The sequence below is a fragment of the Lactiplantibacillus brownii genome (genome assembly GCF_031085375.1).
GTDB classification, from domain to species: Bacteria; Bacillota; Bacilli; order Lactobacillales; family Lactobacillaceae; genus Lactiplantibacillus; species Lactiplantibacillus brownii.
Genome location: NZ_JAVCWF010000001.1, coordinates 820737 through 835517, shown reverse-complemented (window position 1 = coordinate 835517; position 14781 = coordinate 820737). Strand labels below are relative to the sequence as shown.

At 41.9% G+C, this 14781-nt stretch carries 13 protein-coding genes; 2 read left to right on the top strand and 11 right to left on the bottom strand.

Annotated features, from left to right (window positions below):
- Positions 1-64: 64 nt before the first annotated feature.
- The 6 genes from RA086_RS03530 to RA086_RS03505 form a co-directional block, all read right to left on the bottom strand.
- Positions 65-718 (bottom strand): amino acid ABC transporter permease, encoded by a 654-nt coding sequence (locus tag RA086_RS03530; protein WP_308702530.1) that lies wholly within the window; start codon positions 716-718, stop codon positions 65-67.
- Positions 719-733: 15 nt separating this feature from the next.
- On the bottom strand, positions 734-1372 hold the full coding sequence (locus tag RA086_RS03525) for an amino acid ABC transporter permease (protein ID WP_308702529.1): 639 nt from the start codon (positions 1370-1372) through the stop codon (positions 734-736).
- Entirely contained in the window at positions 1372-2208 is an 837-nt protein-coding gene (locus RA086_RS03520; RefSeq protein WP_308702528.1) for a glutamate ABC transporter substrate-binding protein, read from the bottom strand. Before RA086_RS03520 ends, RA086_RS03525 begins: the two co-directional genes overlap by 1 nt.
- A gap of 21 nt (positions 2209-2229) precedes the next feature.
- The gene (locus tag RA086_RS03515; protein WP_308704406.1) at positions 2230-2970 is read right to left on the bottom strand and encodes an amino acid ABC transporter ATP-binding protein; all 741 of its coding nucleotides are present in this window, start codon (positions 2968-2970) and stop codon (positions 2230-2232) included.
- 624 nt (positions 2971-3594) lie between these two features.
- Positions 3595-4587: a D-2-hydroxyacid dehydrogenase gene (locus RA086_RS03510; RefSeq protein WP_308702527.1), complete on the bottom strand. Its 993-nt coding sequence runs from the start codon at positions 4585-4587 to the stop codon at positions 3595-3597.
- A complete protein-coding gene (locus RA086_RS03505) occupies positions 4587-5786 on the bottom strand; it encodes an aminotransferase class I/II-fold pyridoxal phosphate-dependent enzyme (RefSeq protein WP_308702526.1) in 1200 nt (399 codons plus the stop codon). The genes RA086_RS03510 and RA086_RS03505 overlap by 1 nt, the downstream gene beginning before the upstream one ends.
- 418 nt (positions 5787-6204) lie before the next feature.
- Between RA086_RS03505 and RA086_RS03500 the strand changes: the two genes are divergently transcribed.
- On the top strand, positions 6205-6828 hold the full coding sequence (locus RA086_RS03500) for an HAD family hydrolase (protein WP_308702525.1): 624 nt from the start codon (positions 6205-6207) through the stop codon (positions 6826-6828).
- 152 nt (positions 6829-6980) lie between these two features.
- On the opposite strand, the gene RA086_RS03495 is transcribed toward RA086_RS03500, so the two are convergent.
- Together RA086_RS03495 and RA086_RS03490 are read right to left on the bottom strand one after the other, a co-directional pair.
- Entirely contained in the window at positions 6981-7835 is an 855-nt protein-coding gene (locus tag RA086_RS03495; protein ID WP_308702524.1) for an alpha/beta fold hydrolase, read from the bottom strand.
- 13 nt (positions 7836-7848) lie between these two features.
- The gene (locus tag RA086_RS03490; RefSeq protein ID WP_308702523.1) at positions 7849-8850 is read right to left on the bottom strand and encodes an NADP-dependent oxidoreductase; all 1002 of its coding nucleotides are present in this window, start codon (positions 8848-8850) and stop codon (positions 7849-7851) included.
- Between the two features lie 167 nt (positions 8851-9017).
- Here RA086_RS03490 and RA086_RS03485 point away from each other — a divergent pair, with 167 nt between their 5' ends.
- Positions 9018-9560, top strand: coding sequence for a TetR/AcrR family transcriptional regulator (locus tag RA086_RS03485; RefSeq protein ID WP_308702522.1), 543 nt, complete (start codon positions 9018-9020; stop codon positions 9558-9560).
- A gap of 97 nt (positions 9561-9657) precedes the next feature.
- Here RA086_RS03485 and RA086_RS03480 read toward each other — a convergent pair whose 3' ends face one another.
- From RA086_RS03480 to RA086_RS03470, 3 genes are all read right to left on the bottom strand, one after another.
- Positions 9658-10923, bottom strand: a complete 1266-nt coding sequence (locus RA086_RS03480) for an MFS transporter (protein ID WP_308702521.1) — start codon at positions 10921-10923, stop codon at positions 9658-9660.
- Between the two features lie 70 nt (positions 10924-10993).
- Entirely contained in the window at positions 10994-12352 is a 1359-nt protein-coding gene (locus tag RA086_RS03475) for an MFS transporter (protein ID WP_308702520.1), read from the bottom strand.
- A 2-nt stretch (positions 12353-12354) separates the two neighbouring features.
- On the bottom strand, positions 12355-14670 hold the full coding sequence (locus RA086_RS03470) for an alpha-L-rhamnosidase-related protein (RefSeq protein ID WP_308702519.1): 2316 nt from the start codon (positions 14668-14670) through the stop codon (positions 12355-12357).
- Positions 14671-14781 lie beyond the last annotated feature (111 nt).

The window sequence follows — 14781 nt, the reverse complement described above, 5'->3', positions numbered from 1 at the left end:
CAAAAAAAGTACCGTCCTGATCAACAAACAATCAGGACGGTACTTTTTTAACCTTACGGCTCTTTTAAGCTAACTTTTTATCTAAAATCCGTGACAACACAGACAGCGCGTAACAGATCACGAAGTACATGAACGCAACCATCAAGAACATCGGAATGATGAACGCGGAGTTTTGCCCGTAAATAATTTGCGCGTGGTTCAATAATTCTGGCAATACGATAATCGTTGCCAGTGACGTATCCTTGATTAGTGAAATAAATTGACTCACAATCGTTGGGATCGTCTTTTTAATCGCTTGGGGGAAAACAATATGCCAGAGTGCTTGCACATAAGTCATCCCGTTGGCGCGGGCACCTTCCATTTGACCATAATCAACAGCCAAGATCCCGGACCGAACGATTTCAGCCAACATTGCTGATTCAAAAATCGTCATCGCTAACATGGCTGCAAACAAGATTCCTGGTTTGAATCCGAGATGGGGTAAGCCAAAGTAAGTGAAGAAAATGATCAAAATCAGGGGTAAGTTGCGGACAATATCCACGATGAAACCAACGACCGCGGATAAATATTTAATTTTGACATACCGTAACACACCTAAAATCGACCCAATGATGAAACTCGCAATGATCGAGATCACTGACACTTCCACGGTCACCCAGAGGCCATCGAGTAAGAAGCGAATATTTACCCAAGAATAAGCATCAATAAAATTTTGCATCTTTAGCCGCCTCCTTTACGCTAGCCGTTTTTCTAAGTGCCGCATGTAATAACTCAATGGCAACGTGATAATCAAGTAGAAGACCCCGACGACCATATAGCTATTAATCGTGTCCAGTGATAAAGACGCAATCGAATTTCCTTGGTACATCAAATCAAAGCCCGCCACGAATGCGAGGACAGAGGAGTTTTTCACCAAGTTGATAAATTGGTTGCCTAATGGCGGAATCACAATTTTAAAAGCTTGTGGTAAAACGATGTAACGCATCGCTTGCCAATAAGTTAAGCCGTTTGAACGGGCACCTTCCATTTGCCCACCGTCGACCGATTGAATCCCCGCACGAACCGTTTCCGCGATAAATGAGGACGTGTAAATCGTTAGGCCAATCGTGCCGGCAGTGAAACCGTCGATTTTAGCGACATACATTGGGATGATGACATAGAAGAACATCGCAATGACTAACAACGGAATATTTCGGAATAGTTCAATATAGATTCGACCAATAATCCGCATGGCGCGATTAGGAAGTACTTCAAAAATCGCAAACATCGTGCCAATAATGGTACTAAAAAACAGTGCAATGAGACTAGATAGTAAAGTGTACCCGAGTCCCTGAATCAACTCGGACCAGTAGTGCGTAAGGATATACCACATTAGCGTGCCGCCTCCTTATAGTCGAAGCCAGCGACGTTCCCGAACCACTTTTTCAAGATACGGTTATAGGTACCATCAGCTTCAATTTCTTTAAGTGCTTGATTAACTTGTTTTTTGAACGGCGTTTGCCCTTTATTGATCGCAATCCCGTAAGGTTCCTTGGTAAAGGCACCCCCAACAACTTCATAACCAGGATTTTGTGATGCCATCCCATATAAAATCCCGTTATCGGTCGTTAAAGCGACCCCTTGACCAGATTTTAAAGCAGTCATGGCCTGCGCATAATCAGAGAGCTCCAAAACCTGAGCTTTCGGCGCAAACTTCTTGATATTGGCCACTGAGTTCGCCCCAGTTACCCCGATGACTTTAGTCCCAGCTTTATTCAAATCGCTAACGGACTTGATGGCGCTACCTTTTTTAACTAACAGGGATTGACCAGCGTCAAAATAGGAATCCGAAAAATCAACTTGTTTTTGACGTTCTGGCGTAATCGTCATGGTGGCGATGATTGCATCAATATTACCGTTTTTTAATAAGGGAATCCGCGTTTGACTCGTCACCTGCACGAATTTAGCCTTACCATTTTTACCGAGAATTTTTTTCGTAATCGCTGTCGCAATGTCAGCATCAAAACCTTTAATGGTGTTGTCTTTCACATCCATCAAACCGAACAATTTGGTATCGGCCTTAACACCCCAAGTAATCGTGTTACTGGCGCGGTCGTTCGTCAAGACGTCTTGTTGCGAGAGCGACTTGCGTGAGCCACAAGCAGCCAAAACCACTGTCAGCAGGCCTAGCATGCCAATGACCCCGAGATATCGCGTTAACTTTTTCATAAATGGTCCTCCCCGCGCTGACTAGTGTGTGATAATTTTGCTTAAGAATTGACGGGCCCGTTCATTCGTCGGTTCGCCATCAAAGAACTGCTCTTTGCGATCATCTTCCAAGATTTCGCCATCCGCCATGAAAATCACGCGATCAGCAACTTCTCTGGCAAAACCCATTTCGTGGGTCACCACAAGCATTGTCATACTAGAATCTTCAGCGACGTTCTTCATCACATTCAAAACATCATCGATCATTTCTGGATCCAACGCTGAGGTTGGTTCATCAAATAATAAACATTTTGGCTTCATCGCTAGCGAACGTGCAATGGCGATACGTTGTGATTGGCCCCCAGAAAGTTGGCTTGGTAAGCTCCCCGCTTTATCTGCTAAACCAACACTATCCAATAAATCCATCGCTAACTTTTTATTTTCAGCTTCCGGCCGCTTCAAAACTAACCGCGGTGCAATCATGATGTTTTCTAGAACGGTTTTATTAGCGTATAAATTAAAGTGTTGGAATACCATGCCGACATTTTTACGAATTTTGTTCATATCAGTTTTTTTATCGGCTAAATCAAACCCATTAACTAATAACTGCCCCGCTTGCACGCGTTCCAAACCGTTGACCGTTCGAATCAAGGTACTCTTACCAGAACCAGACGGTCCAATCAAAACAACCTTTTCGCCTTCGTTAATCGTTAAATTAATATTTTTAAGGGCGTGGAATTCTCCGTAATACTTTTCCACGTTATGAAATTCGATCATTGACATGGCGTCACCATCGCTTTCTTTTGCCAGTTCAATTGCTGACATTTTTATTTAATCGCATTAAGATTTTTGTTAATAAATTCTTATTCTTCGTTAATGCTATTTAAATAGTTTAATACATAATTAGTAAATCTGTCAAAAAACAAGTCAATATTGGCCGTATTCACTAAAATGGTGGTAATTCTCACCACCATTTTAGGTTAATTTGACCGAAAATAATGTGAATTATTCGTGATTGTTGAACAAAATTGCTTGTTTCGCCCGTCAATATTCGTCTTTAGCAGTCAAAAAAATCAATCATTGCCATTTAAATTTGCCCAAATATCGTTTGTCTTCTCAACTTGACGCAACAACTCAGGGGATTAATCAACCTAATTATCGCAATCAGAACCTATTTGGCCTTCCCTTAACCCAATTTTAGTTACTGAACGACAGGGTCAATTTTACATAGTCGTTCAAGTTGATGCAATATAAAAGACGGTTTTTCGCTAACAACTCCCGTGTATCACTAGTTCTGGCGGTTGGTCACAAAAAAATTTCTCAATAGTCGCCATAAGCGGTAACCATTGAGAAACTTAATTTGAAGGATTGATTCAATTTTTTAAAATCAAACTATTTTCACCGCATTTAGAAGGCATGATCCGTTTGCCCACCATTCAGAATGGTTAACACATCATCTAAACTAATATCTACCATATTCTTCACCGCCAAGTTGGTGTAAAAGCCAACGTGTGGCGTTAAAATGACATTCGGCATTTGTAGTAACTGTGCGATTAAACTATCAGTCAGCACTTCGCCTTGATGATTCTGGTTAAATAACGTGGCTTCACCTTCAACCGTATCCAAGGCAGCCCCTGCAATTTCCCCAGCCTTTAAAGCGGCAACTAAATCAGCAGTCACAATGACGGGACCTCGAGACGCATTAATGATGAAAGCATCGTGTTTCATTAACTTCAATGCAGCGGCATCAATCAACGCTTTAGACGTTTCATTCAGGTCAACATGTAACGTCACGACGTCAGCTTGTTTTAGTAAGTCTTCCTTAGTGTCGACATATGTCAAAACATCCGTTAATTCGTCATGACGGACCACATCATATGCAATCACCTTCGCCCCTAGACCATGGAACAATTTAGCAACAGTGCCACCGATCCGGCCTGCACCAATCACCCCAACCGTTAAGGAACGAATTTCGCGAGCTTGCAACCCTGCCCATTGGAAATTTTGTTGACTGATTCGACTATCAAATAATTCTAAATTTCGAATCAAACGCATCGTCTGGGTCACGGCCATTTCAGCAACCGAGTTTGGGGAGTATGCGGGCACATTTGTGACGGTCAACCCAGCCGCTTTTGCAGCTGGAATATCAATGGTATCTACCCCAGCAGTCCGACTGGTTATCTGCTTCAGGCCGTAGTCTGCTAATTGTTGATATACGGCTGGATTGTCGCCAATCGCACTACGCTGTTGAATGATCACGCCATCATAACCTTGTGTTAAGTGGGCTGTTTCTGGATGGAATTCTAACGCGTTCGTATCAACTTGTACTTCATTCTTAGCGGCCCAGTCTTTAATGGCTGCTTCTTCATCATCACGCACACTGTACATTAAAATTTTCATTAGTTTGCCTCCGTTTGCGTGGCTTTGCTGGCAACATAGTCACCGATCCGTTTAACTGCGGTTTCCAAGTTTGTCATCGAAGCAGCGTAACTGATCCGAACGTAACCTTCACCACCAGGGCCAAATGAACTCCCAGGAATCAGGGCAACCCGCGCATCATGAGCAAGTTCACGGCAGAACGCCATACTATCTTGTGGCAAATTGGCTGGAATTTTACTGAATAAGTAGAAGGCCCCTTCTGGTTTGGCTGATTTGAAGCCCAGTTGATTCAAAGCTTCGTACAAGTAATCGCGCCGAGCTTGGTATTCTTTCTTCATAACTTGAGCATCATCCATCCCATTGCTTAACGCTTCTGTGGCCGCGGCTTGGGCATTTGCTGTCGTGGTCGTTACAGTGAATTGATGAATTTTACCCAGTTGAGCCGTGATGGCTTTTGGCGCGCACATGATCCCGATTCTCCAACCAGTCATCGCGTGCGACTTTGAGACCCCATTTAATAAGATCGTTTGTTCTGGCAAGTATTTGGCAATTGACACGTGGGCGTCACCATAAGTCAATTCACTATAGATTTCATCAGATAAGACAAAAATTGGTTTGTCAGCGAGAACCTCGGCCAACGCTTTCAAATCGTCCCGACGGTAAGTGACCCCGGTTGGATTTGATGGGAAGTTTAACACAACTGCTTTGGCTTTAGGATGATCAGCTAAAGTTTGTTTTAACTGTTCTGGGGATAAAACGAACCCGTTTTTAGAGGTGTCCATGAATACTGGCACAGCACCGTTGAGTTTCGCAATCGCAATGTATAATGGGAAAATTGGGGTTGGAATCAACACTTCATCACCAGGGTTCAAAATGGAACTCAAAGCCGTGTAAATACCGCCAGTTGCACCGGCTGTAATAATGACTTCACTAGCTGGATCATAATGGACGTCATATTTCGTCGCTAAGAAATTCGCCGCAGCCGTCCGCAGCGCCATGGCCCCATTTGACGGAGCATAGTGGCTTTCGTTATTTTGAATACTTTTAATTGCCGCGTCTTTGACATGTTCAGGCGTATTGAAATCGGGTTCGCCAAGCGTTAAACGAACAATTCCGGGAATATTAGCAATTTCAGCGTTAAAAGCTAAAATATCGGACGGTTGGATGGCACTAAGTTGGTTATTCATGTGTTGCACTAAAGTTTCTGAATCAATTGACATATGGGTTCCCTCCAGAATTTTTTTATTGGCTTGGGGTCTGATCTGTGAATGTTGAGCGATTTCTGTGAAAATAAAAACACACCCGTCGAAAATTCAAAGGGTGTGTTACTTAAAAAAACTTATTTTGTCGCCACCCCTGGAATTTTCAAACATCCATGGGCGCCATTGAATCGCAAAAAGCCTTTGGCAAGCCGCATCGATGCAAACATCGGATTCGTGTTTGCACCTATGCAGCGGGCACAAACACTAGCGAAAATACCAAAAGTAAAAGCTAGTTGCAGTTTTCGGTTGGTTCAACGGTAATGACATATCATTAGCTCCTCATCAATTATTAATCTAACTATAACAATCCAAATAATCACTGTCAACGGTTAATTTGATATACTGAGAGTAAATCAGGTTGAAAGGATGATGATCCATGACTTATCAAGCCATTATGTTCGATATCGACGGTACACTCACCAATAGCCAGCCCGCTTACGCCAAGGTCATGGCCCAAGTTTTAAGTGAATACGGCAAACCGTTTAGCGCCGCGGATGCCCAAACAACTTTTCCGATGGCTGCCGAACAAGCAATGGCGCATTTAGGGATCGCTGCGGATGACTTTGACCACTTTCAAGCCCGCTATGAAGCCGTGATGGCCGACCACTACCAAGATATTACCTTGTATCCTGGAATTGCCACCCTCTTGCAACAATTACCGTCCGACGTGACCTTAGGCATTGTGACCTCACAACGGCGCAATGAAATGGTCAGTGGGATGGCTCAATATGACTTTATGAGCCGACTCGCCGTCACCATTAGTGCCGACGACACCCCTAAACGTAAGCCTGACCCGTTACCATTACTGACCGCATTAGCACGTGTTGAGGTCAAACCTAGCGACGCGCTATTCGTCGGTGATTCTCTCAGCGATGAACAAACCGCTGCCGCAGCCAAGGTTGATTTTGGCTTAGCCGTTTGGGGAATGGACCCAAACGCTGATCATCAACAGACCGCCTATCGTTTTAAACAACCTTTAGATTTGCTAAAACTATTTTAACTTTAAGCTCGTCGACTTCACTTCAGTCGATGGGCGCTTTTTATCTCGAAAAAGTGGCTCAGGCCTAAAATCGACTACAGCTAGTGATAAAAAGAGCGCGGTCCCGCGTTGATTAATCGTCAAGGGATCGCGCTAACTAGCAATATTAAAACCTACTCGGCTAAAAATTCATTAGCTCTTTTGACAAAATCAGGACCATTTTGGAAAATACCCCCATGCCCAGCATCCGGATAGATCACCAGTTGGCTGTTAGTTAGTTGCCGATGTAGGTCATACGTGTTCGGTTCAGTCGGTACCATGCGATCATGGTCACCATTCAAAATTAACACTGGTTGTGTTATTCCCGAAAGATCAGCTGGTTTGTCACGACCCCAGCGGTTGATTGCCTTTAGTTGCCGACGATACGCCACCCATGAAATCGTGCGGTCACGCTGTTGTTGCCGACGTTTTAGACGTTTTAGACGTTTTAAAAACTGTTTTGCACTAGTCTTCCCGTTTTCCGTCCGAGTGAAAAATAAGGTCGTTTTGATATCCGTTAAAGTGAAAATTGCGCGTAACAAGTCTAAATCTGAAATTTTAGTCACATGCTCAATTCCTTGACCACCCCGCGGACCAGTTCCCGCCAAAATCACATGCTGAGCAAGTTCGGGTTGTTGCAATAACATTTCTTGCACGACCATGCCCCCCATTGAAAAACCGAGTAAATTAACTTTGGTCAAATGCATGATTTTAATGAAATTCAAAGTGTCACTAGCCATTCCCTGGATACTCGTTGGCACGCGGCCACTAGAAGACCCGACGCCTTGGTAATCAAACGTAATCACACGTTGATGCCGGGCTAAACCATCGATCACTTCGGGGTCCCAATTATCCAAATTTGCAGAAAGATGCGTCACCGCAACTAACGGCACACCAACTGGGTCACCTAAATCACGATAAGCATACGTCACGCCATTGTTGGCCCTTATTTTTTGGGTTGGCACTTTTGTATAAGTCGTATTTTTCATCTTAATCACCTTTCTAGAAACGAATCAGGACTTTACCCTTTGGATGACCATTGGCCACTAGATCCAGGGCTTCATTAACTTGCGCTAAACTGAATTCGGTTGGATCAATCGCTGGCACGATATTTTCACGTTCCACAATCTCAGTAATCTTGGCTAATTGGGCCCCATCACTTCGAACAAAGATAAAATGATACTGCACGCCAGCTTTTTTCGCTTGGCGATCTAACTGAGCTCCCGCCATCGAGAAAAGTGTCGTCTTCAGGAAAGACAACTGATGTTGTTGGGCAAACCGGCGATTAGGCCCCATCCGCAATGAAAGCAACCGGCCACCCGACTTTAAGACTGATAATTCATGGGCAAACTCTGACTTGCCAATGGTATCAATCACATAGTCGACAGGTGCTAGCGTTTCCCAATAGTTTTCCTCTTTATAGTTAAAATACTGCGCTACGCCCATCGCCGTAGCACTTTTCTGACCACGGGCATTACCACTCACCATCACAGTTAACTCCAACGCCTTGGCAATTGGAATCGCCAATTGTCCAAATGAACCAGAGCCACCCGGAATCATCACACTTTGCCCTGGTTGTGCGGCTAATTCTTCGGTAAAACCCTGATAAGCTGTCAAACCGGTTAAAGGCACGGCGGCACTGTGTGCAAAATCGAGGTGCTTTGGTTTCAACGCCAGCGCTTGTTCGTCAATCACCACATACTCCGCAAAGGCTCCAATCTTAGTCAATGGCAGGCGCGCATAGACTTCATCGCCAACCTTAAATTGGCTCACCGCTGAACCAACCGCTGTAATGATTCCTGCAAGTTCATTGCCCATCGTCAATGGCATGGCATAATTTTGAATCAGCTTCACACTGCCGCTACCAATCAGATGTTCGAGTGGATTGACGGCGGCAACTTTTACTTGCACTAAAACTTCATTTTCACTAGGGGTTGGTGTTGGAATATCACGAATAGCCAACTTGAAATCTGATTGGTAATGAGTCAATTGCGCTGCTTGCATATTTTTAAGACCTCTCTTAATTGTTGATAAATTTAAGTAACATTTTATTTATTTTGTAACTTGGAATCAGTTTAACAAGTTTAGTTACAAATTTCAAATAAAGTAACTTTTTAGTCAACTTATGTTAAACTAGTTAAAAAGTTATTTTTAGTTGAAAGGAGTCCCGCATGACACAGAAAACACGTGATAAAATCATTTTGACTGCACAAGCTCTAATTGATCAAACTGGCAATGCCAGCATTACCTTGAATCAGATTGCCGAAAAGTTGGGTATGACGCATGCTGCGATCTATAAACATTTCCGTAATAAACAAGAACTTTGGGAAGCGGTCGCCGCAGCTTGGTTTAAACGTGAAATTATTGGAAAGATTCATATCACAACGTCATGCCCTCCGGTTGAGCAATTACATGCTTGGCTCTGGGCCTTCGTCAACGCCAAAAAGCAAACTTACAACTCAAACTCCAAAATGTTTGCCCTTAATACGCAGTACATCGATAATAATCCAATTGCTTTGAAGGCCGTCCTAATTGACGCCTATCGGATAATTGATCAAATGATGGGCTACCATGATCAGCATTATGAACGGGCAGAAACGATTTTAGCTACCTTCGCTATCTTTACACTGCCCAACTTTAAGGAAACGTGGAACGATCCCGACTACCAAGCTCGCTTTGAGCGACTTTGGAATTTGATTAAAAATGGGCTATAAAACAACGACGTGCAATCCACTTAAAATGGTTTGCACGTCGTTGTTTGACTTATTTCAGATGATAATTCTATTTTAAACACAGCTTAATGTGAAAGTCTTATTCCAAACCATACTTCTTTTGCCAATGAATCATTAAAAGACCAGCTCCCCAGCCAATAAGAACAATTGCAGCAAAACACCACATCGTTGTTTTAATCACCGAAGGGACTACTAAGCTTGGCGTAATTAGCGCAAACAAAGCGCAGCAGATTCGGGAAATACCATTAATAATTCCTTGAATTGAAGATCTAATCTCCATTGGAAATGACTCTTGTGTCCAAACCTTGTACAAAGCTTCACCACTGAAATTGCTGCCAAGACCATATAAGAAGATTGCCCCCATGATAACCCATAACAGGTTACCACCCATTGCCATCGCTGCAATGGCAGCGAACATGACAACCGATCCAATGCTAAATGCTAGATTACGGTATTTGCTTCCTGCAATCCAAGCATATAATGCAACTAATGGTAATCCTAATAATTGAGTAACAATACCATATCCAGTGGCAAGACTTTGCGAGGCATTGGCCTTAACCAACATAAATGTTTGAAATTGCCCCCAAGTATTTGCTAATAGGTTCCAGCCCACGTAAAAAACTAAAATTGCTAAGAAAAATTTGAGTAATTTACCACTGTTCTCTGACGCAAATAATGCTTTAAACACTGACTTAGTATTAACTGAATCATTTTCTGCTGCTAACTTGGCATAACGTACCTCACCATCAATATGAAATTGATTCAACTTAGAAGAGAACGTGCGCCAAGCCCATGTAATAATTGCAATTAGTGACAAAATCGCAAATACCACTCTGGCACCTAAGAGACCACCCATTTTTGAAACAATGAAAGAACAAAAGTATGAAATAAAAATCCCTATTTGCCAGAAAATTTGTGTAAATGAAACCAACTCGGATGAAGTCTTATTGTCAGGTGCATCATGAGAAACAATTGTAAGCGAAATTGGTAAATCACAGCCAGAAGTGATACCAGCTATTACTGCACCAATCAGTAACATTAAAAAGTTCGTTGAGAAAACGCAAATCAAGGTACCAATACCGTAAAATAAATTCGTCCAATTAAACGTTTTAACTAATCCAAACGACTCGGCAAAGCGGCCGCCAAATAATGAACCAAAGGCAATTGCAAAAGTTAGTGCCCCAGAAATAATTCCGACTTGCATATTAGTTAAGTTTAGTCCTTGCTGCCACACCGTAATTGTCGCCGATAGACCAACAATAATTCCTGATCCAAGCATAGAACCCAGTCCAGCAGCCATTGCAACCGGGCGATACTGTTGAAAGCTTTTAGATTTTGAAGCCATTTTATTTCCTCGTTTCCATTTATTAAGTCAGATATACTTTTCTTTTAAATTTCAATACTGAAACTATTTGCTAATTAGTGGATTCATCCAGATCGATACGGATCGAATCATAAATTTTATCCAGTCCATAAAACATTAATAAAATGATGCAAATAATGTCAATCAGTAACGGTAAATAAACAAATATGAAGTTAATTGCTTGTAGTGCAGAGGCCATTTGAACAGCTTTGCCACCCACATAACCACCAATATTTAGTGCAAACCCCAGAATGATCACGCCAATACCTGAACCAATCTTTTCTGAAAAGCTTCCGGCACTAAAGGTTAATCCTTCTGCTCGTTTACCAAACTTCCATTCACCATAGTCCACTGTGTCACCAAACATTGCGTAAATAAGGCCAAAGATTGCTGCTGAACCAGCGCCTTTTAAAGCGTTACCTACAATAATTAGTGTCACATTATGAATGCCAAACAGAATTACCAAGCAGCCTAAGGTATTTAGAAACAGTCCACCCATGACAATTGTCTTTTTATTAAACTTTGCAGCCAATGGGATTAATACAATGGAACCTATGATCATCGGAATATAGTTAGCCGTGCCTAACGCACCAACATAATTAGCATTACCCATAATATATTTAGCAAAATAAACATTAACACCGCCCAATCCAGCAGTAATAAACGTCAAAATCATAATGACTAAAACAATCCACCAATACTTATTCTTAGAAACCGTTTTAATTTTATCTCGTAACTTTCCCTTTTCAGTTGTTTTAGCAACTGCTGTCACTCGTTCTCTCGTATTCCGGTAACAAATCAAGTAGGCAGCACTAGCAACAATCCCATAAATGACAGCCAAGAAAAACCAACCTTGACGACCATTCCCCAAGAATGCAACTAATGGTAATGTGACAACTGTTAAAGCCCAGCCACCAACACTCCCTAGCATATTTCGATAACTACTTAGCTCACTACGTTCAATCGGATTCGTCGATGCTAGTGAGATCATCGTATTGTATGGCACTGAAATCGCCGAAAAAATAAACATGGCAAAGATATACGTGCTAAAAGCATAAATAACTTTAATATTTTCATTCAAATCAGGAACGCTATACATCAGTATCAGCGCAATGCCAAATGGGACTGCCAATCGCTTTATCCATGGATGTGCTTTTTCGTTTCTATTATTTGGTTGACCATCCAAAAATGCCCCAACACCCAGATCAAATACTCCATCAATTACTTTAGCAACTAGTAATAAAGTGCCAACTATAGCAGCTGTAATACCGACAATATCGGTATAGTAATAAACCATATAAGTATTCGCAGTTGTTAGTAACAAATTGGCAGCAAGATTGCCTAACCCATATGAAACCTTTTCTTTTAACCGAATATCCTTTGGTTTATTAAGATTAGAAGCAACACTCATGTTTATTCTTCCTCCAATTCAACCTCCACCGGGGCGTCATAGTTTAAATTCATTTGACCATCTTTCATCCGCCAATCGACATTTACAACCCCAACCGGTGTCTTGACTGAACCCTTAGCCCACTTTAAGTAACCGGGAGTTGGCTTAATCGATACCGTCCGATATCCTGGAGTTGCCGGAGAAACACCTAATATTGTTGTTGGTAATTCATATAGGGCTAGTGCCCCCCATGCGTGACATTCACTTCGTTCTCCAGCCTCTGCCTCCACACTTGTTGTGCAGTGTTTAGCCAGCATCCGCCGCCAAATATCCCAATACTGATTACTTTCAGAATACAGTCCAACTTGCTTTAAAGCCGCAAACAAATAGAATGACATTGCAACTGAACACTGCGCATAGTCTTGTCGATGCTCAATCGTTCGTACCAAACTAAGTCTTCCTTGCTCATATGACAGAACATGTGTCAGAATACCGAAGACCCGTGCGTGTTGACTGTAAATAGCCAATCCAGGACCATCTTGAATCATGCCGTTCTCCCCAATACAATTCCGCTTAATCGCCGCACGTAATTTTTCTGCTTGATCAAGATACTTATTAGCCAACTTATCGAATCCTAAGTGGATCATAATCTTAATGGCTGCTTGTAAACCATACAAATATAACAAGCTTTCAATTGTAACCGGCCCATATTTGACGGCGGTTGGCACCCCACTGGTTTGATTCCATTCTGCGGCCCAATCAATAAATGACCAATATCTCGAAATACCATTTAAACCACCTAAATTATCTAAATAGCCTTCATCAGTAACATGGGCTTCAAAATAGGTCAATATTCGTTTGATAGTCTCTAAGTTATCTTTTAATAATTGATGATCATCAAAATACATCATGTGATCATAAACCATCCAAATGTAATACACTGAAAAGGTTGGAATGATATTTTCTTCAAAATTCGGTGAAGAAGCATTTAATGTCCCATCTGGGTTCTGTGAACACTTGAAATCATCAATTGCTTTTCGTGCTAAACGATCATCTGCAGAAATCGCATAAGTATATAAGATTTGTGCTCGTGTATCCATCAAATATTGTTGTTGCTCATAATAAGGACAATCTTCGTAAGTTTCATGCATACAACGACGCAAGGTTCGCTCACTCAACTGCCAGATTTGATGCAAACTTGCATCTGAAGTTTGGACCTCAGTTTTAACCGTCAACGGATAACCTGTTGATTCATAATTAAATTGTGTTAATGTCAACGGTTGATCACCCGTCTCAATCTCTAGTCGAATAAATCTAAACGTGCGTAACCAAAACGGCACATAAACTTCTGGTGAAGCGCTGGTTCCTGTCCCACCAACGGTATACGTATCATAGAAACCATCTAGATAGCCATTTTTCTCATCCTCACGATCCCCTTTGACATGAATAGTAAGGCCATTGACTGTTTGTGTTTCAGGTTTAACGTAGGCTTCAGATTGTAAAATCTTTATCCGTGTCCCAGCACCACCTGCAACTGATAACCGTAAATAACCTGTTTGTTCAGCATTCGCCGTAATTTCAACAATTGTTCGCTGATTGGCCGCAATTGCTATCGGCTGGTCATCTAACAAGAATGAATTCCATATTTCTAAAGAACTATCCGTTTGAACCAATTGCTTAATCCCGCCAAATCGTGCCAATCGTCGTCGCATAAATGGTACGGTTCGTTGTTGCAGATTTTCAACTTTTAATATAGTTGGAATATCTGTTTGCTCATACAGCTTTGCCGGTTTCCAACTCGTTAAATCAGCATCCACCATCAGCCACTTTTGTGATACTTCACTACCACTACTTTTTTCATAGATTTGTAGCGGTGCAAAGTCGTTAGCTTCACTAACAATTTCAAACCGGTGCTCATTAAAGGTCTTCCAGCCACTATCGGTGACTAACGGATAAGTCCCTTCATCTGTGTCAATTTCACCTTGAATATACAACCCGGGCATTTTTGTTCGTACCACACCATAATTACCGGCTCGATGTACTGGTGGATAACGCAATACTTTAACCCCAATCACGTTTAAACCAACATGTAAATAATTGCTAATATCTAATTCATCAAAATACCACTTTTTTTGATTTCCTTTTAGAGGCCCAACCTCAACGAGTCTGCCGTTTACGTAGAATTTATATCGTGAATCTGCCGTCACCTTTACTTTGGCCGCATTTACAGAACTCGTAATCATCATCGATCGTCGAAATAAGACTAGTTTAGGCACTTGTTGATCCTTGACTGTCCAATCCGGCGTCCAGATCCAGCCCGAGTCTTTTTTTGTCTGCATGTCATATCCTCCTCGTATGACAATAATTGTATTCGCTTTCAAAAAAGCATACAATGCATATATCAGCTAACATCTATTGACTTATTCACGTATACAAAGAAAAACAATCCA

What these genes read in the sequence shown, in the direction of transcription:
- RA086_RS03530 (WP_308702530.1), bottom strand. Translation starts at nt 718, where the DNA reads ATGCAAAATTTTATTGATGCTTATTCTTGGGTAAATATTCGCTTCTTA.
- RA086_RS03525 (WP_308702529.1), bottom strand. Translation starts at nt 1,372, where the DNA reads ATGTGGTATATCCTTACGCACTACTGGTCCGAGTTGATTCAGGGACTC.
- RA086_RS03520 (WP_308702528.1), bottom strand. Translation starts at nt 2,208, where the DNA reads ATGAAAAAGTTAACGCGATATCTCGGGGTCATTGGCATGCTAGGCCTG.
- RA086_RS03515 (WP_308704406.1), bottom strand. Translation starts at nt 2,970, where the DNA reads ATGTCAATGATCGAATTTCATAACGTGGAAAAGTATTACGGAGAATTC.
- RA086_RS03510 (WP_308702527.1), bottom strand. Translation starts at nt 4,587, where the DNA reads ATGAAAATTTTAATGTACAGTGTGCGTGATGATGAAGAAGCAGCCATT.
- RA086_RS03505 (WP_308702526.1), bottom strand. Translation starts at nt 5,786, where the DNA reads ATGTCAATTGATTCAGAAACTTTAGTGCAACACATGAATAACCAACTT.
- RA086_RS03500 (WP_308702525.1), top strand. Translation starts at nt 6,205, where the DNA reads ATGACTTATCAAGCCATTATGTTCGATATCGACGGTACACTCACCAAT.
- RA086_RS03495 (WP_308702524.1), bottom strand. Translation starts at nt 7,835, where the DNA reads ATGAAAAATACGACTTATACAAAAGTGCCAACCCAAAAAATAAGGGCC.
- RA086_RS03490 (WP_308702523.1), bottom strand. Translation starts at nt 8,850, where the DNA reads ATGCAAGCAGCGCAATTGACTCATTACCAATCAGATTTCAAGTTGGCT.
- RA086_RS03485 (WP_308702522.1), top strand. Translation starts at nt 9,018, where the DNA reads ATGACACAGAAAACACGTGATAAAATCATTTTGACTGCACAAGCTCTA.
- RA086_RS03480 (WP_308702521.1), bottom strand. Translation starts at nt 10,923, where the DNA reads ATGGCTTCAAAATCTAAAAGCTTTCAACAGTATCGCCCGGTTGCAATG.
- RA086_RS03475 (WP_308702520.1), bottom strand. Translation starts at nt 12,352, where the DNA reads ATGAGTGTTGCTTCTAATCTTAATAAACCAAAGGATATTCGGTTAAAA.
- RA086_RS03470 (WP_308702519.1), bottom strand. Translation starts at nt 14,670, where the DNA reads ATGCAGACAAAAAAAGACTCGGGCTGGATCTGGACGCCGGATTGGACA.